Below are 24,741 nucleotides of genomic sequence, written 5' to 3'. Positions count from 1 at the left end.
CGCGCCGGATGTGTGCTGCCGGGGGTTACTGGCGTACAAACGCGAGCACCCTTTCCAGCATCCGATCACACGCCGCCAACTGTGCAACGCTGATGAACTCATCGGGCTTGTGGCCCTGCTCCATGCTGCCCGGCCCGCACACCACCGTGGGAATGCCGGCCTGGTCGAACAGGCCACCTTCGGTGCCGAACGCAACGGTGCCGAAGTCCCGCGAGCCACAAAACTGCGCGGCCCATTCAGCGGCCTGGCTGTCCAGGGCCGTTGCCAACCCAGGGTAGCTGGATAACTCGCTGATACTGATCGCGCAGTCCGCGCTCACCGCCCGCATCGCGGGCAGCAGGGTGCGCTCGGCGTAATCGCGTAACTGCTGCGCCACCCGCCACGGATCCTGGCCCGGCAGCGAGCGCACTTCAAAATCAAACGCACAGTGCTGCGGCACGATGTTCAACGCCTTGCCGCCGTTGATCACGCCGGTCTGCACCGTGGAAAACGGCGGATCGAAACGCGGATCCAACTGTTGCGGCGCCTTGAGGGTTTCACCGAGGCGCACCAGTTCACTGATCAGGCGCGCGGCGTACTCGATGGCATTCACCCCCGAAGGCGCATAGGCCGAATGGCACGCCAGGCCGTGCACGTCGCAGCGCACCGCGAGCTTGCCCTTGTGGCCGAGCACCGGCTTGAGTTCGGTGGGTTCGCCGATCACACAGAGCAGCGGCTTGACCGCTTGCCCGTGGAAGCGCTCGATCAGCGCACGCACGCCCAGGCAGCCGACCTCTTCGTCATAGGACAGGGCGATGTGCACCGGCATGCGCAACGGCGCCTGCATCAGCGCCGGCACGCTGGCCAACACGCAGGCGATGTAGCCTTTCATGTCGGCGGTGCCGCGCCCGTACAAGTGGCCGTCTTTCTCCGTCAACTCAAACGGCGCCACCGTCCAGCGCTGGCCGTCCACCGGCACCACATCGGTATGCCCGGACAACACGATGCCGGGCACGCCGGCCGGGCCGATGGTCGCCAGCAGGTTGGCCTTGCTCTTGTGTTCGTTGTACACCAGCTCGCAGGCCACGCCGTGGTCCTGCAAATAGGTGCGCACAAAGTCGATCAACGCCAGGTTGGATTCACGGCTGGTGGTGTCGAAGCGCACCAGGTGCGCCAGCAGATCGCGGCTGGTGTTCACCGGTCATCCCCCGGCACGGCATAGCCCGGTGCGATGTGCGGGTTGAGGGCGCGGTCGATGTAGTCCTGCAGTTGTGGGTGATAGGCCTGCCAGAGTCGCTCGAGCGCACCGATCGGGTCTTCGTCGGCCCAGTCCACCCGCAGGTTGACGATGGGCCAGAGCACGTCGTCGACCACCAGCAACGCCGCCGAATGCACCGGCCCCGCCTCGCCGCCCCGGGCCTGGCCGGCGTGCATCGCCGCCAGCAAGCGGTCGGCCAGATGCCCCGGCGCCTGCTCGAAGGCGCGCACCATGGCGTCGATCACCCCAGGGTCAGCGAGCATATTCCCCGCCGCCACGCACTGCTCACCGCTCAATGCCCCATGCACACCGAGGGTGTGCGCGCCGCTGAAATGCGCGGTGCGGCCCAGGTGATCAATCACCGTGACCTGGCGGTAGTCGCCATGCTCTTGACCGGCAAACACCGAGGCCAATGCCTCGGCAGGCGCCAGGCCCTGCTCCAGCAAGTCGAGCACCTGCGGGCCCAGGCTCGGCAAGGTGATGTTCTGCGAGGCCACCGCGCCCACGCCCGGACGCAGCCATGGGCAACGGGCGCCCACGGCGATGCTCGACGAGCTGATCGCAATACCCAACTGGCCGGTCTCGGCACACCGGGCGACAACGGAAAAGGTCATGGAACGCTCCTCAATCGAGTACCGAAGGGTCGGCGTCGATCATCAACTGCTTCATTTCTGCAAAGTGCTGGCGCGAAAAGTCGGTGATGCCTTCCCAGGCCCGCGCGGTCTTTTCCGCCACTTCATCGGATAACACCCGCAACGGCTGCCCGGTGGACCAGGCCGTCACCAGGATCTGGCAGGCGCGCTCCAGGGTCCAGATATCGTCAAAGGCTTCGCCGATGGACGCGGCAGTCACCATCACCCCATGGTTGCCCATCAGCAGGCGGCTCTTGCCGTCGAGCAGGCCGGCCAGGCGTGCGCCTTCGGCCTCGGTGTCGGCCATGCCGCCGTAGAGTTCATCCACCGCCACGCGGTTGAAGTAACGCGCGGTGTTCTGGTCGATCGGCGGGATGTGCGGCTTGGCCAGGCACGCCACCGCCGTGGTGTACACCGGATGCAGGTGCAACACCGCACGGGTCTGCGGCAGCAGGCGGTGGATCTGGCCGTGGATCGACCAGGCAGTGGCGTCCACGTTGGGGTTGTCGCCACAGGATGAGTCGTCGGCGTTCAGCAGCAGCAGGTCGCTGGCACGGATACGCGAGAAGTGCTTCCACTTCGGGTTGAGCAAGAACTGTTTGCCGTCGGCCGACACTGCCGCGCTGAAATGGTTGGCCACCGCTTCGTGCATGCCCAGGTGGGCAATGATCCGAAAGGTCGCCGCCAGGTCAATGCGCGTCTGTTCTTCGAGGGATAACGCCATGGATCGTTCTCCGCAGGGCGCGACCGCACAACGGCGGCCGCGCAATTGGCTTACTTGGGCATCAGCGCCGCGAGGTCGGCTTCGGTCGGTGCCTCGAAGTTGTACTTCTTGAGCAAGGCTGCGTACTCAGGCGTGACGCGGTATTTTTCCAGGCCGTCGAGCAGGGCTTTTTTCACCGTGTCGTTGCCCTTCTTCACACCGAAGCCGTTCAGCACCGGGTAGATCAACGTGTCGGAGGAAATCACCACCCGCGCGCCGAGCTTGTCGACCACGCCACGGGCCACGGCCGCGTCGGTGATCTGCGCTTCCACCGCGTGGGCCAGCAGGGCCTGGGTGGTTTGCGGGTCGGTGCTGTACTCGCTGATCTGGATCGGCTTCAAGCCCTTGGCCACGCAGTACTCCGCCGAGAGTTTGTTCATCTGCGCCAGCCACGAGGTGGCGCCCATGGAACCGATCTTGTGGCCGCAGAATTCTTCCGGGGTCTTGGGCTGGAAGGCGCTGTCCTTGAGGGTCAGGATCGACTCGCCGCTTTTCAGGTAGGGGATCATGTCGATGACCTTGACCCGCTCGGCGGTGATGTACATCGACGAGTTGGTCACATCGAAACGCCCGGCCTGCAAACCGGTGATCAGGTTGGGGAAGCGCGTGTCGAGGGTCTCGACCTTGCGGCCCATGACTTTGCCCAGTCCGTCCATGAACTCGATATCGAAGCCGGCGGGCTTGTTGTTATCCATGTATTCGTAGGGGAAGAACGTCACATCGGAACCGGCGATGATCTTGCCATCCTGCTGGAAAGCCGAAGCCGCCAACGAAGTCATCGCAACCGCTGCGCCCAGCAGGCACACGGCAAGGGGGCGAACACTTTTACGAAACGCTGTCATGGTCAATACCTGCAAGGGGGTTGGGAGATTAGGCAGTGGCTGAATCTTGTCCGGCCTGTTGCACGAAGAAAGACGCACCACGGGGCTTCTGCGGCAAGCGCAGTTGGTTGTCCGTGGAACGTATCAAGCCACTTTCTTCACCGGCCACCAGCAGGCCGGCATGTGCGCTGGGCAGAGGGTTTTCGCCGAATGGCAGCGCGTCTTCAGCGGCATACACGCCGATGAACAGGGTGCGCGGCAGCTCGGTCTCGTTAGGGCTGGAGGCATGCAACAGGCGGGTGTGCATGAAGCACACGGAACCGGGCGGGCCGTAGCAGGCCACCGGCTGCTGGCAGTGTTGTTCCACCACGCTGTCGTCCACCGCGCCGGTGAAACGCTGGTGCTGCCAGTGCGACCACAGCGGGCCTTTGTGGCTGCCGGGGATCACATTCAGCGGGCCGTTCTGCGGGGTGACTTCGCTGACCATCAGCAGGGCGGTGACGATGTCGTCGTTGCTGTGGGGCGTGAACAGAAAGTCCTGGTGCCACTTCACCTGGGTCGCGGTGTGGGGCAGTTTCGAGTTGATCTTGCTGTGGTGAAAGCGCGCGCCGCTGGAGCCGACCAACTGCGCGGCAATCGCCGCCATGCGCGAGTGCAATGCCACGCGCTCATAGGCCGGGGAAATCTCGGTGGGCGAACTCACGCGGCGCAGCGACGGGTGATCGGGGCGGTGGTCGCCTTCCAGGTCGAAGCGCGCGCGGCCATCCACGGTGCTGCCCCAGCCCTGGTCGTGGCTGCGGCTCTCTTCGACCCACTGGTCGAAGTCATGCTGCAGCGCGGCCACTTCGTCCAGCGACAACACGTCTTCCACCAACAGGAAGCCGTCGCGCTGGAACTGTTCGATTTGTGCTTGTTCAATCATGGTGTTGTTTCCTGAACGTTAAACGGATCACGCCAGCGAGACGTCCTTGAGGAACGCCTCCACGCGTGGGTTGTGGCCGCTGCGCAAGGCGCCCGGCGTGTCGTCGCAGACCACGCGCCCTTTCTCCATGAACACGATGCGGTCGGAGACCTTGAAGGCGAAGTTCATCTCGTGAGTGACGATCACCATGGTGATGCCCTCCTCGGCCAAGGCTTCGATCACTTGCAGCACTTCGTTGACTTTCTCCGGGTCGAGCGCCGAGGTGGGCTCGTCGAACAGCATGATCTGCGGGCGCATCATCAAGGCGCGGGCGATGGCCACGCGTTGCTGCTGGCCGCCGGAGAGTTGGTGCGGGTACTTCCAGGCGTGGTCGAGCATGCCCACCTTGTGCAACAGCGCGTAGGCCTGTTGCTTGAGCGCGTCGGTGCGGCCCAGGCGGTGGTATTTCGGCGCCATCAACAGGTTGTCGAGCACGCTCAAGTGCGGGAACAGGTTGAAGCTCTGGAACACCATGCCGATGTTCAGGCGGTGCTCGGTGTGCTCGATGTAGCGCGGCTTTTGCGCGTCGGTTTTATTCAGGTGAATGAACGGCAGGCCGTTGATGTGGATCTCGCCATTGTCCAGTTGCTCCAGGCCATTGAGCAGGCGGATCAGCGTGGTCTTGCCCGAGCCCGACGGGCCGATCACCGACACCACTTCACCCGGCTGGATCTGCAGGTTGACCGAGCCCAGCACCTCGATGTCGTTATAGGCCTTGTGCAACCGCGAGGCTTGCAGCGCGGCGACGCCGGTGCTGGCCGGACGCTGCAACGCGGTGCGCTGTTGGGTGGCCAGGGCCAGCACCGCCGCATCCGGCACGCGGGACACATTGCGCTGGTTGACGTCGAGAAAGCGCTCCAGGCGTTTGAGCAAAAAGTCGAACACCGTGACGATGAACACATAGAAGAACGCCACCGCCGCCATGGTTTCGATCACCAGGAAGTTCTGCGAATACAGGCGCTGGCCGACCATCAGGATTTCGGTGAGCGAGATCACCGACACCAGCGACGTGAGCTTGACGATGGAGATGTATTCGTTGGCCAGGGACGGCAACGCCACCCGCAGCGCCTGGGGAATCACCACGCGCCATTGGGTGCCGAAAAACCTCAAGCCCAACGCCCGCGCCGCTTCGCCCTGGCCCTTGGGAATCGAGAGCAGGCCGCCGCGATGGATTTCGGCGACATAGGCCGTTTCGCAGATCACCAGCGCCAGCAGGCCGGACCAGAACGGGTCGGCCAGCACCGCCGAGGTGCCGGGCAATGCTTGGGGCAGGTTGTAGATGAAGATCAGCAGCACCAGCAGCGGCAGGCTGCGGAACAACCAGATATAGCCACGGGCGGGCACGCTGAGCACCGCGTGTTTGGATTGCTTGGCCAGGGCCAGCAGAAAGCCCAGGCCGATGCTCAACACCCAGGTCAGGGTACTGAGCTTGATCACCGTCCACGTCGCGCGCCAGAACTCGGCGTCGCCCAGCAAACCAAACATGTAATTCCAGTCAAATGTCATCGTCGCCGTGCCCTGCAAAAATAAAGAAGTTGATCTGCGTCAATGGATTCAGAGTCGTGGCGGGAGGTACTTGGGGTCAATTCGTAAAAGCCGGCCCACTGGGTAGGCTGAACCTATGCAGTGCCCTGCGCCCTCTTAAAACCACCACCAATCCATGTGGGAGGAGGCTTGCTCCCTCCCACATTGAAAAGGTGCACGCCTGAATTCACCGTGTCGCGCACGCCACCTTTTGGTGCAAATTCAGCTCACACCCGTGAGCACCCGCACCGCATGGGGGTCAAAAAAGCTCGGCGGCGCCATGCCGGGGATGTATTGGTCGGACACGAACATGCGGCAGCGCTCGGCAAATGCCGACACCACACGCGACAACTGCGTGTTGCTCGCCGTCGCGTAGCCCAGGCGCATCGGCCGATGGGCACCGGCCAGGCGCAGGCGGATCACCCGTTTGCCGTCCTGGGACATGTTCGATTTGGGCCGCGCATTGGCAAAGGAATAGCCGATGCCATTGCCCACCATCGCGCGCACCGTTTCGAGGTTGGTGGAGCGCATGATGATGTTCGGCGTGGTGCCCGCCTGGATGAACAGGCTGAGGAAATAGTCGCGGCTCCACGGCGTGTCGAGCAGCACCACCGGGTACGCCTCGAGGTCCTGCATGCTCACCGCCGGCAAGCTCGCCAGCGGGTGATATTCGCCGACCATCACGTAGGGCGGCAGTTGCGCCAGGGGTTGGAAGTCGATATCCGGGCTGGTCACCAGGTCGTAGGTCAGGGCGATATCCAGTTCGCCGCTGCGCAGTTTTTCCAGCAATTCCTCGTGGTTGCCTTCGGCCTGGGTCAACCGCACGCCGGGGAATGCGCGGCCAAAACCAAACACCAGCTCGGGGGTGATCATCGGCGCCAGCGACTCCAGACACCCGACCCGCAACGGCCCGCGCACGGTGTTCAAGGACTCCGAGGCGATGGTGTAGAGGTTGCTCACCTGCTCCAGAATCTGCTTGGCCTCCTGCATCACCAAGCGCCCCACGGCGGTCAGGGAAATGCCCTGGGCGTGGTGGCGGATAAACAGCTGGATACCCAGTTCGGCTTCCATATGGGTGATGGCTGCCGAGATCGACGGTGATGACACATGAATGCGTTCCGCCGCCGCGCTGATGCTGCCGGCCTCGCCGGACGCGACAAAATATTCCAATTGGCGCTGAGTAATACGACTGAGCATTACGCCTTCACCTCAACAATGACTGTACGGGCAGCGTTGCAGGGTTCGTGCCGGGTCATGGACGAACCGATGATGGGCACCGGCTTCGGTTTTTCCTAAGCACTACCCCGCGCAAAAGCTGGTTTCGCCAGACACAACACGGTGTGAAGCTCAATCCATCCCGCTTCCCACGAGTTGTCGTTATGCCTACCCACACCCGCATCCGCATGTTCAACACCAAACAGACCTACCCCAACCAGGCGCTGGACAACGATCTGTGCCAGGCCGTGCGCGCCGGCAACACCATTTATGTACGCGGCCAGATCGGCACCGATTTCGACGGCAACCTGGTCGGCCTCGGCGACCCACGCGCCCAGGCTGAGCAGGCGATGAAGAACGTCAAGCAACTGCTCGAAGAAGCCGGCTCGGATCTGTCGCACATCGTCAAGACCACCACCTACCTGATCGACCCGCGCTACCGCGAACCGGTGTACCAGGAAGTCGGCAAATGGCTCAAAGGCGTGTTCCCGATTTCCACCGGGCTGGTGATTTCCGGGCTGGGGCAACCGGAGTGGTTGATGGAGATCGATGTGATCGCCGTGGTGCCGGACGACTGGACCGTATGACGGCGGTGTTTGCCGTCGCCGAATAACCTGGAGCCCTTCATGACCCACCGCGTGTACTTTCTCAATGGCCCCAACGCCAACCTCTATGGGCTGGACACACACGGCACCTACGGCAGCGAAAGCTTCGCCAGCATCGAAGCCCGCTGCCAGCGCCACGCCGCCGAACTGGGTCTGCGCCTGGACTTTCGCCAGAGCAACCACGAAGGCGTGCTGGTGGACTGGATTCAAGAGGCGCGCCTGAACGGCGATGCCATCGTGATCAACGCCGCCGGGCTCAGCTACAGCTCGGTGCCGATCCTCGACGCGCTGCTGGCGTTCGAGGGGCCGATCATCGAAGCGCACATGAGCAATATCTGGCAGCGCGAAAGCTTCCGGCATCACTCCTACGTGTCCAAGGCCGCCACCGGGGTGATCGCAGGGTTGGGGGCGCTGGGCTACGAACTGGCACTGACCGCAGTGGCGGGTTTGTTTGCCGCAAAAAAGCCCTGCTGACCACCACAAGCAGGCCCACCCCAAGAGATTTGGTTTTACCTCAACACTGCGTTCGAAAACGCCTAACTAATGTGCAGGAACCGCCCATGTCAGTAGAAACCATCAACACCCTGGTCGTCGGCGCGGGCCAGGCCGGCGTCGCCATGAGCGAGCACCTGTCCCTGATGGGCGTGCCGCATATCGTGCTGGAGCGTCACCGCATCGCCGAGCGCTGGCGGTCGGAGCGCTGGGACTCGCTGGTCGCCAACGGCCCGGCCTGGCACGACCGCTTCCCCGGCCTGAAATTCGAGGGCATTTCCCCCGAAGCCTTCCCGCCCAAGGAGCGCATGGCCGACTACTTCGAAGCCTACGCCGACAAGGTCCAGGCACCGATACGCACCGGCGTGGAAGTGCAACACGTCGAACGCCACGTTGGCCGTCCCGGCTTCAAGGTCACCACCTCGGCGGGTATCTTCGAAGCCGCGAATGTGGTGGCCGCCACCGGCCCGTTCCAGCGCCCGTCGATCCCGAACATCGTTCCCGAAACCGCGCCGCTGCACCAACTGCACTCCTGCGCCTACAAGAACCCCGGCCAACTGCCCGAAGGCGCGGTATTGGTGGTCGGCGCCGGCGCCTCTGGCTCGCAAATCGCCGAAGAACTGCAAAAGGCCGGTAAAACCGTGTACCTCTCGGTGGGCGAACACTACCGCCCTCCCCGCGCCTACCGTGGCCGCGACTACTGCTGGTGGCTCGGCGCCCTGGGCCTGTGGGACGAAGTCAAAATCCAGCCGAAGAAAAAACACGTGGCGTTTGCGGTAAGTGGTTATGAAGGCGGCAAAACCGTCGACTTCCGCCGCCTGGCGCATCAAGGGATCAACCTGGTGGGCGTCACCCAGGACTGGAAAGAAGGCGTGATGACCTTCCAACCGGGCCTGGCCGAAAACGTGGCCGAAGGCGACCGCGCCTACTTCGACGTGCTCCGCGACGCCGACGCCTACATCGAATCGAACGGCCTGCCCTTCCCCCTGGAACCCGAAGCCTGGGAACTGCTGCCCGACCCCGAATGCCTGACCAACCCGATCCTCAGCCTCGACCTGGCCGCCGCCGGCGTGACCACGATTGTGTGGGCCACCGGCTTCAAGCTCGATTTCAGTTGGTTGAAGGTCGATGCGTTCGACGAAAAAGGCGAGCCGTTCCACAAACGCGGGATCTCGGCGCAGAGCGGCATCTACTTCTTGGGCCTGCCCAATCTGGTAAACCGTGCCTCGTCGTTTATCTACGGGGTGTGGCACGACGCGAAATACGTGGCCGATCACATCGTGCTGCAGAACGAGTACCGGGCCTACCAGAACGAACATGACCTGATCGCGCAGTTCAATCCGTCGAGCCTCGACAACCCTACCTCCATTGCCTGAGCCCAGGCGCCCGACCTCGCCCATGAGGTCGGGCGTTTTCCTGCAGAGCGGGCGAAACGGCGGACCGCACACCCAGCGCCCGACACTCGCACAAGGCGACGTCAGCAGACACAGACTCACGTGCTGCTGTTCAGATTTATCTGAGCCTGTAGAATCCACACCGCTTCTCTCGTCTCCTTGCCATCTGAGCATGACCAATGAACATGGCCAGCCATGAAAAATCGCTGATTGCCTGGGTGCTGTATTTCAGCGTCCTGCTCAGCTCATTGATGTGCGCCATGAATCACAGCCAGATGGCGGGCTTGAGCCTCAGCGGTTTGGATGGGCAGTTCTGCTCGGTGGGCGCCCAAGGAAAAGCGACTATCGACTCCGACACCTCAGAGTCGATGGTATTGCCCGGCGTTGATTGCTCGATCGCCAGCCTATTCAGCGCAACCCTGCTCGCCGTCTTCTTCAGCTTATTCCTGCGCCTGATAGGGCATCCTCAGAAACACCTGGCCGAACGGGTCGCCTCCCGATCACCCCGCCATCGCTGGCCCTTAAGTAACCCCCGCGCCTCCCCCGTTTTTCTTCCCGCGCTCTGATAACGCACCAGAAGGCTGCCATCCCAACGGCGGCCGGCCTGGGCTCATCTATTTTTAGCCAGGAAGACTGATATGTTTCGCTTGACCACTTTGGCGCTGCTCGTTGGCAGCGCAACCTGCGCGTGGGCGCAGGACGACGCCCTGACCCTGCCCACCAGCGTCGTGAATGCCACGGCCGAAGAACCCAACGAGGCCACTGCCCTCGACCTTGATAAAACCATCGAAAGCGGATCGCGCCTGAACCTCAGTGCCCGGGAAAACCCGGCCTCCGTCAGCGTGGCCGACCGCAAGACCATGGAACGCATCGGCGCGCGCAACTTCCAGGACGCCGCCAACGCCCTGCCCGGCGTGAACGCGTCCGCACCGCCCGGCTGGGGTGGCTATGTGGCGTATCGCGGTTTCAACGGTGCGCAGATCAGCCAGCTGTTCAACGGCATCAACCTGCAATATGGCGGCGCGGCGCGCCCGGTCGGTGCCTGGATCTACGACCGTGTCGAATTGCTGGGCGGGCCCTCATCCTTTCTCAACGGGAGCGGTGCTGTCGGTGGCAGCCTCAACGTCATCACCAAACTGGCCCGCCGTGATGAGGACAGCTTTGAAGGCCGGGTCAGCTACGGGCGCTACGACACGTGGGAAACGGCGGTCGGGTTCAACAAGGCACTCAATAGTGGCGATGGACCGCGTCATTACGCGCGGCTCGATTACAGCCGGACCCAGACCAACGGCTACATCGACCGGCAAGAGAACGGCGCCGGCAACCTGGCCTTCTCGTTGCTCAGCGACATCAACGACCAGTTGTCCCACACCCTGGCCATCGAATACCTGGAAGAAAAGGAAGACAGCCCATACTGGGGCACGCCCGTGCTGCGGCCCCTGACCGGAGCGCTGCATATCGACAAACACAACCGCTTCAATAACTACAACGTCGAAGACGGTCGCTACGAGCAACGTACCCGCTGGCTGCGGTCGATCACCGACTACCGTTTCAACGACACGACCCAACTGCGCAACACGTTCTATCACTACAACGGCCAGCGCGATTACCGCAACCTCGAGGTCTACAGCTACAACGCCGACAACAGCGCCGTCGCCCGCTCCGGCGGTTATCGCCAGCGCCACAACCAAGAGGTCAACGGTGATCGCGTCGAGCTGACCCATCAAAGCCAACTGTTTGGTCTGGCCAGTGACTGGGCATTCGGGGTGGACTACAACACCAATCAGCAAACCAACTACCCCCTGTCCAAAGGTGCCTTCGATTCGGTCAATCCGAATGGTTTCGAGCCCGATCATTTCCTCGATATTCCCGGCATGAATGCGCCGTTCAGCAAAGGCCGCACCACGACCACCGACACATCGTCGGCCTTCATCGAGAACCGCACCCACCTGACCGAACAGCTCTCGCTGGTCAGCGCAATGCGCTATGACCACATCGACTTTGACGTCGTCGATCATGTGGCCAGGACTCAGCTCGACAGACGCTGGGACGCCATCACCGGTCGCCTGGGCCTGGTCTACGACCTGACCGCCAACGTCAGCCTGTACACCCAGTACAGCACCTCGGCCGAACCACCAGGAGGCACCCTCACCAGTGCATCGATCAGCCAGGTCGCAGACTTCGACTTGAGCACCGGACGCCAGGTAGAAGTGGGCAGCAAATTCGACTTCCTCGACGGTCGCGGCTCGGCGACCGCAGCGGCCTACCGCATCGTGCGCAAGAACATCTCGGTGCCCTCCTCGACGCTGCCCAACACCACCGAACAGGCGGGCCAGCAGACGTCCACCGGTATCGAGTTGGCCGCCTCGTTCAAGGTCACGCCCAGATTGCTCGCGTCCGGCAACTTCAGTTGGGTGAACGCCGAATACGACGAGTTCAACGAAACCATCAGTGGCGTGGTGTATTCGCGCAAGGGCAAGCAACCGGTGAACATCCCCGACCGCGTGGCCAACCTTTGGCTGACCTATGACCTGGCCCCGGGGTGGCAGGTCGGCGCTGACGCCCGCTATGTCTCGTCGGTCTATGCCAACACCGCCAATACCCTGTGGGTTCCCTCCTACACCCTCTATGGATTGTCGATGACCCATGACCTGGACAAGCACGTGCAGCTCAGCGCACGCCTGCGTAACCTGACCGACGAGGTCTATGCCCGCTTCATCCATCAGACCAACACGCAGTACTACGTGGGTGAACCGCGCAGCCTGGAAGTCGCTGTGCAGTGGCGCTACTGATGGGCCTCAAGCGTCAGCTGTACCTGTGGCACCGCTGGCTGGGCATCGTCGCCTGTCTGTTCATGGCGCTTTGGATTGTCTCGGGGGTGGTCATGCTGTACGTCGGCTACCCCAAGCTGACGCCCGCCGAGCGCCTGGCCCATCTGCCGGCGCTGCCGGCAGACTGCTGCGCCGAATTGCCGACCCAGTGGGCGCAGCAGCCCTTGAAGGCGCTGCGCCTGACCAGCCTGGGCGGGCGACCGTTCTACCTGCTGGAGCTGGCCGACGGTCGACGCATCACCCTCGATGCAGGCAGCGGTGCGCCGCTGGTCGACGCCGATGCAACCTGGGCCTTGGCCAATGCCAGGCAATATGCCGGTGATGTGCCGCTGGAGTACAAAGAGTCGCTGGACGAGGACACCTGGACCCACTCCCGGGCCCTGGACGGCGACCGTCCCCTGCACCGCGTGCAGGTGGGCGATGCGGCCGGTACGTGGTTGTACCTGTCCGGGCGAACGGGCGAAGTGATGCGCGATGCAACGGCCCAAGAACGGACCTGGAACTGGGTCGGCGCCTGGCTGCACTGGCTCTATCCGTTGCGTGGCGGCCTGGGCTTCGACAATGGCTGGCGCACGCTGGTGATCGCGCTGTCCTTGGGCGGCACGGTGATGGCGATATTGGGCATGATCGTGGGCGTGCTTCGCCTGCGCTTGCGCAAGCGCTACCGCAGCGGCTCGTGCAGCCCCTACCCCGCTGGCTGGCTGCGTTGGCACCATATCGGTGGATTGCTGTTCGGCGCCGTTCTGGTGCTATGGGTGTTCAGCGGGCTGATGTCGATGCGCCCCTGGGGCTTGAACGAAAGCCAATCGCGCCTGACCCCAAAGGCACTGCAACAGGGGCCGCTACGAGCCGCAGACATCGCTCAGCCTGTGGCTTCGGCGCTGGCCGGGCTGCGCCAGGAAGCCGGCTTCATCCCGGTCGACGTGCAATGGCGACGCCTGGCCGACAGCACCTACCTGGTGGCGCGCAACGCTGCCGGTGACAGCCGCCTCCTCGAAGCCGGTGCGCCGCCTGAAGCGGCCTTTGCCCCTGAGCGACTGCTGGCGGCGGCACGCGCCATGGCGCCGGAGGTTCCCCTGCAAGTCGACTCGCAGACGCACTATGACTTCTACTACTTCGCTCGCGACGCACAGAGTATGTATGGCTTCCAGACCCGCCCCCTGCCGGTGCTGCGCCTGCGCTTCGCCGACCCGGCCAGCACCTGGATCTACATGGACCCGGCCAGTGGCGAAGTGATCGCCAGCCTTGACCACGCGCAACGCACGGGCCGTTGGCTGTTCAACTGGCTGCACAGCTGGGATTGGCAAGCCCTTCTGGAACGACCCGCACTGCGCGAAGCCTTGATCATCGCCTTCAGCCTCGGCGGTCTGGTGATTTCACTGAGCGGGATTGTGCTGGGCTGGCGGCGATTACGGCGATCTAGGCCACGCCGTTGAAGGCCGGCGTATCGACTGTTCGCTCAACGATTGGGCGCCAGGGCCGGACCGATATTCGTATTGCTCCATTGCCTGCAGTTGCATCAGAATCCGCCGGCTTGTGCGCTTGAGTGGGCGTCTCTAAGGTGGCCCGGTCGCTGACAACTCAGTGATCGGGTTTAGTAGCGCGATTGATCACTACCTCAACCCCAGCGCTGCCTCCCCTGCCCACCTCGACAACGCTGTTCAGCGTTGCAGACGACGCCAGCAGTGAGATGCTGATCGCCAATAGCTACGAAACCTTTTCCTCAGTTAACGCGTTTTAGCAAGAGGCGCTGCCTTAAGACGCACGCTTCTTCAGCACCGATAGACGGTCCTTCAGTTCCCCCCAAGCGCGCCGATAGGCGTTGTACAGACGGTTTTACCTCTGCAGAGTGTCCAGATTCTTGCCACTTTTCGATTAACTCAATCAGGGCATGAATATGACGTGGCTACACGATGCAAAATTGTCGACCAAGTTGATTACCGCCTTTGGGCTTTGTGCACTCATTACCCTCGGCGTTGGCCTGTTAGGTATTCGTGGCATTGCCCAATTATCGGACAGCTTGAAGTCGGTCTTTTCTAATAATCTCGTTTCCGTGTCCAAAGCCACCGAAGCCCAAAGCAAGGCCATTGCTCAGCAAAAAGATGTTTACGCGCTGATCATCGCCAGCACCACTGACGCCTCACAACAAACCAAAGAACAGCTGATGCAAAGCATGGCTGCAAACCTTGCGGACAGTGAAAAAGCGTTTTCGATCTATCGAAAAACGCCCCTGGCCGATGACGAGCGTGCAGCCGGCGACAAGATGGAACGTGACTGGCCGATTTATCAAGCCCACGTGCAGCAGGTCCTTTCGGCACTGAAAGCGAGTGACATTGAATCGGCTCGCACTCTTGCATCAGGCGAACTTCAGCAAAGCTATCGCACGGTCATGGATGAACTGACCACCATCGTTGAATCGAACAACCGCCAGATCGAGGAAAGCGCCCGTGATGCCGGCGAGCAGGAGCACCTTGCGACCATCACGCTTTATACGGGTATTGCCCTGGCCTTTATTGCCGCCATGGGTTTGGGACTGTTCATTAGCAAGTTGATCAGCCGGCCTATCGCCGTGGCAGTGGCAAGTGCGAAGTTAATTGCAAAAGGCGATTTGACCCAGAACATCAGCAGTGTTGCACGGGATGAAACCGGCCAATTACTGCACGCACTTGGCGAGATGCAGGACAGTCTGAAAGACACCATTCACCAAATTGCCGATGCTTCTAATCAACTGGCAGCGGCGGCAGAAGAATTAAATACCGTGACTGACAACAGTAGCCGTGGCCTGCTGCGTCAAAACGATGAAATTCAACAAGCGGCAACGGCCGTGACCGAGATGACCTCCGCCGTCGAAGAAGTGGCACGTAATGCAATCTCCACGTCCGAGGCGTCCAAAACCGCGAGTGTGCAGGCCAGCACCGGACTGGGACAGGCGCGGAATGCCGTCACCGCCGTCAACAGTGCGACGACCGAAATCCAGTCCTCGACCACAGTGGTCGTCGATCTGGCGGTGCAGGTCAGGGACATCGGCAAGGTGTTGGATGTCATCCGCGGTATCGCCGAGCAGACCAACCTGCTGGCCCTGAACGCGGCCATTGAAGCGGCACGTGCCGGAGAACAGGGCCGGGGCTTTGCCGTCGTCGCGGATGAGGTCCGGGCACTCGCCGCGAGAACCCAATCCTCTACGGGTGAAATCGAGAGCATGATCGGTGCCGTGCAATCCCGAGCGGACCTGGCCGTGGTGGCCATGAGGAAGAGCGAATCGTTGGTCAACAACACCCAATCGCTCGCGCAGGCGACCGGCGACGCGCTCGAATTGATCGCCGAGGGCATAGCGCAAATCAACGACCGCAACCTGGTGATTGCCAGTGCCTGTGAGGAACAAGCTCACGTGGCGCGCGAGGTCGATCGAAACCTGGTCAACATTCAGGACCTCTCCACACAAACCGCCGCCGGCGCGCATCAGACGAATGCGTCCACACAGGACCTCGCTCGACTGGCTACCTCCTTCAACGATCTGGTCGGGCGCTTTCGGTTGTAGGTCTGTCAGCGTACGTATAGGTTGTTGCAGAACGAACACAGGCCTCACAGCACGCTTTAGCGCCTTGCTCCATTGCCTACAGTTGCGTCAAAATCCGCCGGCTTTGTGTGTTTGCCCGGTCTACTAACCTGCGTACAGCCACCACCCTTTCGTTTAGTAGCGAAGCGGTGTTGGCCCTAAAACAGGTACAACACCCATGTTCAAAGTCACACCGAACGGTCCCGACCTGAAGCTCGACCAAGCCGCCCATCGCGCGATTGATCATTACCTCAACCCCAGCGCTGCCCCCCATTCAGAGCGCTACCATTTCGCCATCATCGTGTCCAATGTCCGATTCTGCGCTGAAAAACAGAGCTTGCCGAACAGCCGCTAAGGGCCGAGGCCGTCTAAAAACATTTTCGAACGCGACAGGTATCGCGCATCTGCGCGAAATCCACAAAGAGCGCGCCTCCCCACCCACTCCATTGCGCCACCTTCAGCGCTTGCCTGAATACCTTCCGTCGTCCGGCTGAGGGTGCAACTGGACGGCGCTAACGCCTCAGCTAACCTCACTCTCCAGATTCAAGCGTCGCATGAGACACGCAGACAATCTGTGGCTCCCAGCGACACGGGTCACATGGATGGGAGGTGTTGGGTGCGGACGTTAACCGCCCGCTCAGCACCGTTACGCTGCATTGCGTTTGAATAACTGCCCTCGAACTCTTGGGCTTTTTTTGTTGAACGTTGGCTTTGGCGCTCATGCTTTCTGGTCGTCGTGCCGTGCCGCGTGCCGGTATGTTCGAGGTGTGGAGCCGTCATGAAGCCGCTTTATCGAAAACCATAAGGGTAGCGTTGACGCCCAGGAGTTGGGGCAGGAAGCGCTCACTGGGCGGTAGATCAACAAGGATAGAAACGATGACCCTGCAGCGACTCGTGCCCGTAATACCTCCCCCCTCCGTTCGACGGCTTCGGGTATATGCGTTTGATCCTCAGTCTTCAGTCGAACTCAACACCGCGATAATCAACGACACCGTCATCGAGATTCCCTGGGAAACGCGTTGGGAAGATCAGTTGGAGCCAGGGCCCACCAACGATTATCTCGAGGTGGTCGATTACGATCCCAGCTCAAACCTGTTTTACCCACCTGTCGATCTCAATGCGCCGTTTCTCCTGGCTCAAGACGGATTACCCCCGTCTGAAGGTAATCCCCAGTTTCATCAGCAGATGGTGTTCGCGGTAGCGATGCGCACCATCCGCAATTTCGAGCGGGCATTGGGGCGCGTTGTCTTGTGGGCCGGTGACAGGAATGCGCCGAAACACTCGCCTGATCGCAACTTCACCCGGCGGTTGAGGATTTACCCTCACGGCCTTCGCGAGAAAAACGCGTACTACAGCCCTGCCAAGCGGGCACTTTTGTTCGGATACTTCAAGCATGTGGAAGGCGATACTGCCTTCAGCAGTTGGGTGTTCACTTGCCTCTCCCAAGACATCGTTGCCCATGAAACCACCCACGCGATTCTTCATGGGCTGCAGCAGCGCTCGATCGAAGCCTCCAATTACGACTCCCTGGCCTTTCATGAGGCCTTCGCCGATATCATTGCCCTGCTCCAGCACTTCAGCCTGAAAAACGTGGTTCGGCACCAACTGGCATTGAGCAAAGGTTCGTTACGCGAGCCGGGGCTGTTGAACGGTCTTGCGCTGCAGTTTGGCCATGCCACCGGACGCCAAGGCGCGTTGCGCTACGCCCTGCAATATCTGGAGCCCTCCAGCGCATCGGCCGGTGCCCAGGCACAAGGTGACGAAAGCGCTGTACCGAAAAAACTCTCTGAAACGTTTGAAGCGCACGCGCGTGGCGGCTTTCTCGTCGCCGCGATCTTCGATGCCTTTGTGACTATCTATGAAAGCAGGACCGCCGACCTGTTCCGGCTTGCCCGCGCAGGTGGCGCGTCCCATCAGGATTTCCTGTCTGCCGAACTCGTTGACCGGCTGGCCTCCGAGGCCGGGAAAGCCGCGGACCAAGTGCTGCGCATGTGCGTGCGAGGACTGGACTACATCCCACCGGTCGACCTGCACTTTGGCGAGTACCTGCGGGCGATCATCACCGCCGATACCGATCTGGTGGGCAACGATCCAAAGCGTTACCGCATTGCGTTCGTCGAAGCGTTCAGAAAGCGTGGGATCACGGTCCCCGGATGCATTTCAATGGCCCCTGACAGCCTACTGTGGGATGAGCCGGATCTGACTCAAACCCCCGAATTTGGTGATACCGGCGAGAGCGCCGAAGAGGGACTCAGCAACGTTTTTTCCTACCTCCTGGCTAACCTCGAACTGTCTGTCTCACTGGAGCCGTGGAATCCCTCCAACACGCATGAAACTTCCGGCGGCGGGCGCCGTAACCTTCGAGAAGCCTCCGTCGGCGTCATCCAACGGAATCAGGCACTCATTTACAACTGGTTCAAACAGGAGAGTCCATACGACGAGGGTTGGGAAAAGCTGGTGGGTATGCGCCTGATTGCCTTCGATGACCCGCGTCGCAAGGCCCCGGTCCCCCACATTCCGACGTTGTGGACCGGCAAGCCGACTGCAACGGGTGAACGTTCAACGGTGCCGACGTTCGAGGTGCATTCCGCACGCATTGCTCGGCGGGCAGGCCCTGAGGGCCAGGAAACCCATCAACTCATCATTCAGATGACCCAGAAACGCCGTGGCTACGACGATCCTGCCGATCAGGAGAAGGCCGATGCGGGTGATCCAGCCGTGCTCGCCCGGGACCCCGATTTCTGGTTCCGTGGGGGCGCGACCCTTCATATCGACCTACGCGATGGCAAGCTGACTCGCATCATCAGAAAAAACGTGTGCGACGACAAGCGCCTGGCCGCCCAACGCGACTTCCGTATCGGCAAAATCTCGGGACAACCGGTGGGTTCAGGGGTGAATGCCAATCTGGAGCCATTTGCCTTCCTGCACAGGAGCCTCGAATGACTCGCCCAAAGAAGGCCGGCCCACTCAACGGCAAGCCCCAAATAATCGTACGCATGTACCGCGCATTGAGTGCCCAGGGTGGCGCCTATGCCGGTTATCTGGGTGACTGCTTCCTCATCCGCGTGCTCGACGGCGATCACGCGCCCGCACATATTCTGATCGACTTCGGCATTCTGACCGGCAGCGCGCAGGCCGAAACGCGCATGCGCCAGATCGCCGCCGATATCGTCAGGACAACCGGCGGCGCGCTCGACGATGCCGGCAACGTCACGCAAAAAGGCTCTCTGGACTTGCTGGTCATTACCCATGAGCACTGGGACCACATCTCTGGTTTTTCCCAGGCACAGGACCTCATGTTCGACGGCCTCGTCATCCACAAACTCTGGATGGCCTGGACCGAGGACGACAACGATGCGACGGCCAATCAGCTACGACGTGAGCGTGACAAACGCAGCGTGGCATTGGCGGCATTGTCCGAGACCATTCAGCAGGCGGTGGCCAGCCCAACCCCGTCGCCGTTTGCTGCCGATCGCCAGGTTGCCTTGGCAGGCCTGGACGCATTTCTGGGGCCACTCGTGGCCAACGCCGGCGGGGCAACCGCTGCCGGTCTCGGCGCTGCCGCGAGTAAAACCCGGCGGCTCAAGGGCCGCGACATCATGCAGGCGCTCAAAGCGCAGGCGCAGCAAACAGTGTTTCTGTCTCCCGGTCAGGTGGTCCAGGCGCCGGGAACCTTGCAGACCTTTGTCCTTGGCCCACCGCGCAGTCTGGACCGGTTGAAAAAGGACACGCCCTCCTCGGGGCCGAACAAAGAAACGTACCTGGACAACAGAGCGCTGGAGGATCTGCTGTTTCGGCTGGTCGATGATGAGGCATTCGACGCCGCCGACGACCTTCCCTTTTCAAGCCGATTTCAACGCATCAAACCGGACGATGTACACGCCGCGCCCAACGTACAAAAGGCTGTGGATGTCGGCACCGACTCGGGGGTGCTGCAGTGGCTGAATGAACGCTATTACCTCGAGGAATCCCGTGATGGACGCGATCAGTCCAGACGCACAATCGACGCGGATTGGCTCGGTGCAGCCGGACCGCTTGCCCTGAAACTCGACTCCGACACCAACAACACAAGCCTGGTGCTGGCCTTCGAACTCCCCGACGGTACCTTCATGTTGTTTCCCGGCGACGCGCAGGTCGGCAATTGGTTGTCCTGGCACGATCAGACCTACAAGGACGGCACTCGGGAAATGTCGGCCACGCAGATTCTCGGCCAGGTGCGTTTCTACAAGGTTGCGCACCACGGCAGCCATAACGCCACGCTAAAGAAACAAGGCCTTGAACTCATGACTCATCCCCTTCTGGTGGCGGCGATTTCGACGGACGAGGCCTTCGGCAAACAGCAGGGCATCAAGGGTTGGCGAATGCCGGACCCGAATGTGCAAGAGGCCATCCTGGCCGCCACCCAAGGGCGAACGTTTCGCAATGACGACGCACTCAATGCCAATTACTCGCCGTTCAATAACGCCCTGAACGCCACGAATCTCTACCTCGAATACACCGTTCTCTAATCCGGCGCCGCGCGGCAGCCGTTCTATTGATGTAAACGCGATGAACGCACTGAACCCCCAATGGGCGGCGAAGATGACCGATCACCGGAAGATCTGTATCGCTGGCGTTGAACTCGGCGTTCTCTGACAGGAGATAAACCATGGCCCTATGTCCATTTGCGGAACAACGCCCTATCAGCGGTACCAGCGGCAGCTACACGGGGGGTGTTTTCAAGATCGTTCATCACACCACCGAAGGCGGGAGTGCCGAAGGTGCCTTCACCGCCTTCAAGGACAATCGCTCGGATCCGCACTTTACGGTCGACGCCACCACGATCTATCAACATATCGATACCGATACAGCGGCGCGCTCACTGCGCAATGCACCGGACGGTGTGCAGACCAATCGCGACCGCGCGCTGCAGATTGAAGTGGTCGGCTTTGCCGGCAAAGCCAAAAACAAAGCGACCCTGAAAAACCTGGCGCGCCTGTGCCGCTGGCTTGAGCAGACCCATGACGTGCCATTGGCCTGGCCAGCCGGGCTGCCCAAGCCCCCCAAGGATGGCAAAGACCCGGGCGGTCATTTGCGCAGTACGGAAAGCTGGGCCAAAGGCGGGCACTTCGGACATTGCCACGTGCCCGAAAACACGCACTGGGACCCCGCCTACACGAAACTTGAAGTCGATTACCTGATGGCAGCGAAGTTCGATGCCGCAGGCAACTTGACCAATGCCCAGGACCCTGGCGTGCTCGCCCTGGACAATCAGCCGATGGCCCTCGACGGCGACACGGCGTTCGAGATCATCACGGATCATGCCGATGTCGGCGAGAGGGCGGCAATTAACGTCACGCCCGTCAATGAGGTCATCAGCGAACAGGCGGAATCTGCCACTCGCGCCACCGAGCCGGGCGTAGGGCTGTGTCTGTCCGGCGGAGGCTATCGTGCCATGCTCTTTCACGTGGGCAGCCTGTGGCGCCTGTATGAGGCTGGCCAGCTCTTTGCAGTCAAACGCATCTCGAGCGTATCCGGAGGCTCGATCACGAGCGCGGTGCTTGCCCTTGCCTGGAAGCATCTGCCCTTCGACGGCGCGCGCGGCCCCTTTGAAGTCCGTGTTGTCGATCCCATACGCGAGCTTGCACGGCACACGCTCGATGCCGACGCGATCATCGGTGGCCTTCTGCTTCCGGGCAGTATCGGTGACCGGGTTGCCGCGGCCTACGACAAGTACCTGTTCAGCGGCGCGAGCTTGCGCGACCTGCCGGATGAACCGCGTTTCATCATCAATGCCACCAATGTGCAATCCGGCGCGCTGTGGCGCTTTTCCAAACCCTACATGGGTGACTATCGCGTCGGGCGCATCGAGAACCCTGACTTTTCCATCGCACGGGCGGTCGCGGCGTCTTCAGCGTTTCCTCCCGTGCTCTCCCCCCTGACTGTCGAACTGCATCCCGCCGCCTTCAAACCGAAATCCGGCGACGACTTACAACGCCCGCCCTTCACTTCGCAAGTGGTACTCGCGGACGGCGGCGTTTACGACAACCTGGGGTTGGAGACCGTCTGGAAACGCTACCAGACCGTACTGGTCAGCGACGCTGGCGCCAAAATCAAACCCGAGGAGGAGCCTAAGCACGACTGGGCTCGCCATGCCTATCGCGTCCTTGATCTGATCGACAATCAAGTGCGCAGCCTTCGTAAACGAGCGCTCATTGCAAGTTATCAAGCCAACCCCACTGACGCTGGCAAGCGGATGGGCACCTATTGGGGCATCGGCACCGACTACGCGCTTTATGCCAATCGCGCCCTCACCCTCAGTTGCGCGCCAGACCGCATTCAGGAACTGGCCACCGTCGCTACACGCTTGAAGCGAATGGATGATGAGCTGCAAGAGCGCTTGATCAATTGGGGTTATGCCGTAACGGACGCGGCATTACGCACCCACCTCGATCCCACGCTCAGTAAACCCGCTGCGCTTCCCTACCCCGAGAGCGGGGTTTGATCACGCGTGTTTCGACCGTCAGTAACCTCTGATTGAGCAGCGGGCGCTTTCGGCTGTAGGTCTGTCAGCGTCCGGACGTCGCTGGACCGTTATCGGTTGCTGCAGAACGAACACCGGGCCCACAGCACGCTTTGGCGCCTTGCTCCCTTGCCTGCAGTTGCATCAGAATCCGCCGGCTTGTGCGCTTGAGTGGGCGTCTCTAAGGTGGCCCGGTCGCTGACAACTCAGTGATCGGGTTTAGTAGCCCGAGTGACAACATAAAGTGCATGAACCTCATCGATCAGATGTTCTTGTGTGTACTTGATGGTGGCTGTGCGCAGGGCGCCCTCGGGCGCGCCGGCTTTGTGTGTTTCCCCGGTCTACTAACCTGCGTACAGCCGCCGCCCTTTCGTTTAGTAGCGAAGCGGTGTTGGCCCTAAAACAGGTACAACACACATGTTCAAAGTCACGCCTAACCCTCCGAACGGTCCCGACCTGAGGCTCGACCAGGCCGTCCATCGCGCGATTGATCATTACCTCAACCCCAGCGCTGAACCACCCCTGCCCCCTTCGACAACGCTGTTCAGCGTTGCAGACGACGCCAGCAGTGAAATGCTGACCGCCAATAGCTACGAAACCTTTTCCTCAGTTAACGCCTTGTTGCTGGACCTGTCGGATCAACTGACGGGGAAACAACGGGACGTGGCGCTGGCGATTCACCAATTGAGTGAGTTGGGGGTGTTGTTGGTGGATAAGTTGATGACGCGGGAGGGGGCTGTAGCGGGTAGCTGAGTTTTCAGTGCTTTCAGCGGGTAGATCGCCGAGTTGTCGTCGTCGTTTTACGACGACTCGGCGATTCGCCAACGTCGGGTTCATCTCCTAAAGACCAGGTCTCATACGCGCATAAGCGATAACACCCGACACCAGGATGGCAATGACAACCAGCATGCTTTCGCGCTGCAACACCTGCGAAATCAGCCTCCCCACCTTGTGCCTGATCGTTTGTAATGCCCGAGCCCAGATCGAGACCTTCCCGCCGCAGAGCGCCATATTCGTGAAATAAAGCGTGCCCAGAAACACCACCACCGGACTGACCCACTGCATCCATGGCACATGACCGGACCACAAACTTGACAGGGCTGCGGGCACGGCACTGGGGAGTAGGTGGCGGAGTATCAGGAGCCCGGCGCCTTGCCGATACCAACCGCGCGGGAGTATCCCACGGCTGAGCTGCACATCCAGCGCCCCCACCGACACCGCCACCCGGGACCAGATCTGGTAGGCCTTCATCCCCAACCAAATCACTACCGGTATGAACAGCGGCGTGACAAACAGGCCGGCCAGCCCATCCCTTTTTGCAGGGTCGGCAAACAGCGAAGGCATCAGCACGACCGACAACGCGAGCCACAGGAAAAGGTACACCCCTCGAAAGCTTTCGGGCGGCAACCAGTCCCGCCAGTTGTCCAGGGGTTTTAACCCGAGACGTTGAGGCAACTCGGGGTACTGGTCGTCGATGGATTGCGCAATCTGCGCAAACCGTTGCCAGTCGAGGCTGGTGAAGTCATCGGCCAATCCACGACGGCGGCTGTCACTCATGGGTTTGAGCAGCAAGGCAGCGGCCTGCCCGTGAATTTTTTCGGCGTCGAATCTGGCCAGGTCTCTGCGCAGGGATTCTTCCATGACCTGCATTTCGCATCGCCGGGTCAGGCGCTCCCAGCGCCAGTAATCGCAGGGTAAATCACCCTGGGCTTCGTCCCACCCCATGGCCTGGCAGACGCGATCGAAAAAGGCCGGCGACCATTGCGCAGCCGATTCGAGCCAATCCAATACGCTCTGCTCAAACTGCTCGCGCTGCTCGAAAGGCAGTAGCCAGTCGCTGGCAAGCCAGTGGCGCAAAGCGTCCATGACCTGACGCTCTTTACCCTCGGCCAACCACTGCTTCATTTGCTCCAGGGACGGTTCTGGAGGGCTGACGGCGAGCGGAGTGTCGACACGCTCCAAGGGGCTGACCAGTGGCGAGTGATCCGCGGTGGGTGCGCTGACGGCTAACGGGGCATCAACCACCTCCTCATCAACCTGCGCGCGCCAGCGAGCCTCGGCCAGCGCGGTTTCATAGGCTTCACGCAGGCGCTGAAACGCATCGGGATTTTCGTCCGGGCGGTGATTTTTCAACAGCCGCGCATAGGCGCGCTTGATGCTGCGTTCGTCCGCGTCCGGGGTAAGGTCGAGCAATTGCCAGTGGCTCAT

Annotated in this window: 20 protein-coding genes and 2 pseudogenes; 14 read left to right on the top strand and 8 right to left on the bottom strand. The window is 61.4% G+C overall.

The window, feature by feature from the left end; translation table 11 throughout:
• Positions 1-25: 25 nt before the first annotated feature.
• From argE to ACLH0J_RS13920, 7 genes are all read right to left on the bottom strand, one after another.
• Positions 26-1,177, bottom strand: a complete 1,152-nt coding sequence (gene argE / locus ACLH0J_RS13950) for an acetylornithine deacetylase (protein ID WP_411392429.1) — start codon at positions 1,175-1,177, stop codon at positions 26-28.
• Positions 1,174-1,851 (bottom strand): DUF1028 domain-containing protein, encoded by a 678-nt coding sequence (locus ACLH0J_RS13945; protein WP_411392428.1) that lies wholly within the window; start codon positions 1,849-1,851, stop codon positions 1,174-1,176. The genes argE and ACLH0J_RS13945 overlap by 4 nt, the downstream gene beginning before the upstream one ends.
• 10 nt (positions 1,852-1,861) lie before the next feature.
• A complete protein-coding gene (locus ACLH0J_RS13940; protein ID WP_411392427.1) occupies positions 1,862-2,593 on the bottom strand; it encodes a class II aldolase and adducin N-terminal domain-containing protein in 732 nt (243 codons plus the stop codon).
• Between the two features lie 50 nt (positions 2,594-2,643).
• A complete protein-coding gene (locus tag ACLH0J_RS13935; protein WP_411392426.1) occupies positions 2,644-3,474 on the bottom strand; it encodes an ABC transporter substrate-binding protein in 831 nt (276 codons plus the stop codon).
• A gap of 28 nt (positions 3,475-3,502) precedes the next feature.
• Positions 3,503-4,375, bottom strand: coding sequence for a phytanoyl-CoA dioxygenase family protein (locus ACLH0J_RS13930; RefSeq protein WP_411392425.1), 873 nt, complete (start codon positions 4,373-4,375; stop codon positions 3,503-3,505).
• Between the two features lie 27 nt (positions 4,376-4,402).
• On the bottom strand, positions 4,403-5,920 hold the full coding sequence (locus ACLH0J_RS13925) for an amino acid ABC transporter permease/ATP-binding protein (protein WP_411392424.1): 1,518 nt from the start codon (positions 5,918-5,920) through the stop codon (positions 4,403-4,405).
• Positions 5,921-6,160: 240 nt separating this feature from the next.
• The gene (locus tag ACLH0J_RS13920) at positions 6,161-7,135 is read right to left on the bottom strand and encodes a LysR family transcriptional regulator (RefSeq protein ID WP_262050105.1); all 975 of its coding nucleotides are present in this window, start codon (positions 7,133-7,135) and stop codon (positions 6,161-6,163) included.
• A gap of 182 nt (positions 7,136-7,317) precedes the next feature.
• On the opposite strand from ACLH0J_RS13920, the gene ACLH0J_RS13915 reads away from it, so the two are divergent.
• From ACLH0J_RS13915 to ACLH0J_RS13850, 14 genes and pseudogenes are all read left to right on the top strand, one after another.
• Complete coding sequence (locus ACLH0J_RS13915) at positions 7,318-7,740, top strand: RidA family protein (protein ID WP_010567220.1); 423 nt, start codon at positions 7,318-7,320, stop codon at positions 7,738-7,740.
• A 39-nt stretch (positions 7,741-7,779) separates the two neighbouring features.
• Positions 7,780-8,232, top strand: coding sequence for a type II 3-dehydroquinate dehydratase (locus ACLH0J_RS13910; RefSeq protein ID WP_411392423.1), 453 nt, complete (start codon positions 7,780-7,782; stop codon positions 8,230-8,232).
• A gap of 86 nt (positions 8,233-8,318) precedes the next feature.
• Positions 8,319-9,626: a flavin-containing monooxygenase gene (locus ACLH0J_RS13905; protein WP_411392422.1), complete on the top strand. Its 1,308-nt coding sequence runs from the start codon at positions 8,319-8,321 to the stop codon at positions 9,624-9,626.
• 203 nt (positions 9,627-9,829) lie between these two features.
• The gene (locus tag ACLH0J_RS13900; protein ID WP_411392421.1) at positions 9,830-10,210 is read left to right on the top strand and encodes a DUF2946 domain-containing protein; all 381 of its coding nucleotides are present in this window, start codon (positions 9,830-9,832) and stop codon (positions 10,208-10,210) included.
• A gap of 72 nt (positions 10,211-10,282) precedes the next feature.
• A complete protein-coding gene (locus ACLH0J_RS13895) occupies positions 10,283-12,436 on the top strand; it encodes a TonB-dependent receptor (protein WP_411392420.1) in 2,154 nt (717 codons plus the stop codon).
• The gene (locus ACLH0J_RS13890; protein ID WP_411392419.1) at positions 12,436-13,911 is read left to right on the top strand and encodes a PepSY domain-containing protein; all 1,476 of its coding nucleotides are present in this window, start codon (positions 12,436-12,438) and stop codon (positions 13,909-13,911) included. Before ACLH0J_RS13895 ends, ACLH0J_RS13890 begins: the two co-directional genes overlap by 1 nt.
• 148 nt (positions 13,912-14,059) lie before the next feature.
• Positions 14,060-14,210: pseudogene (locus tag ACLH0J_RS13885) on the top strand (hypothetical protein); the annotation flags it as partial.
• A gap of 156 nt (positions 14,211-14,366) precedes the next feature.
• Positions 14,367-15,158, top strand: a pseudogene (locus ACLH0J_RS13880) (MCP four helix bundle domain-containing protein); the annotation flags it as partial.
• Entirely contained in the window at positions 15,150-16,013 is an 864-nt protein-coding gene (locus ACLH0J_RS13875) for a methyl-accepting chemotaxis protein (RefSeq protein ID WP_411392822.1), read from the top strand. The pseudogene ACLH0J_RS13880 and the gene ACLH0J_RS13875, both read left to right, overlap by 9 nt.
• Positions 16,014-16,209: 196 nt before the next feature.
• Positions 16,210-16,386 carry a hypothetical protein gene (locus ACLH0J_RS13870; RefSeq protein WP_411392418.1) on the top strand — a complete coding sequence of 59 codons (177 nt, stop codon included), beginning with the start codon at positions 16,210-16,212 and terminating at the stop codon, positions 16,384-16,386.
• 521 nt (positions 16,387-16,907) lie between these two features.
• The gene (locus ACLH0J_RS13865) at positions 16,908-18,974 is read left to right on the top strand and encodes a hypothetical protein (RefSeq protein ID WP_411392417.1); all 2,067 of its coding nucleotides are present in this window, start codon (positions 16,908-16,910) and stop codon (positions 18,972-18,974) included.
• Positions 18,971-20,539 (top strand): hypothetical protein, encoded by a 1,569-nt coding sequence (locus tag ACLH0J_RS13860; RefSeq protein WP_411392416.1) that lies wholly within the window; start codon positions 18,971-18,973, stop codon positions 20,537-20,539. The genes ACLH0J_RS13865 and ACLH0J_RS13860 overlap by 4 nt, the downstream gene beginning before the upstream one ends.
• Positions 20,540-20,679: 140 nt before the next feature.
• The gene (locus ACLH0J_RS13855) at positions 20,680-22,515 is read left to right on the top strand and encodes a patatin-like phospholipase family protein (RefSeq protein WP_411392415.1); all 1,836 of its coding nucleotides are present in this window, start codon (positions 20,680-20,682) and stop codon (positions 22,513-22,515) included.
• A 435-nt stretch (positions 22,516-22,950) separates the two neighbouring features.
• Positions 22,951-23,286: a DUF6124 family protein gene (locus tag ACLH0J_RS13850; protein ID WP_411392414.1), complete on the top strand. Its 336-nt coding sequence runs from the start codon at positions 22,951-22,953 to the stop codon at positions 23,284-23,286.
• An 87-nt stretch (positions 23,287-23,373) separates the two neighbouring features.
• On the opposite strand, the gene ACLH0J_RS13845 is transcribed toward ACLH0J_RS13850, so the two are convergent.
• A complete protein-coding gene (locus tag ACLH0J_RS13845) occupies positions 23,374-24,741 on the bottom strand; it encodes a J domain-containing protein (RefSeq protein WP_411392413.1) in 1,368 nt (455 codons plus the stop codon).

This window comes from Pseudomonas sp. MPB23 (assembly GCF_046605395.1).
Lineage (GTDB): Bacteria > Pseudomonadota > Gammaproteobacteria > Pseudomonadales > Pseudomonadaceae > Aquipseudomonas.
Note: the sequence above shows the minus strand (reverse complement) of the source record. Positions and strands in the feature narration are given on the sequence as shown.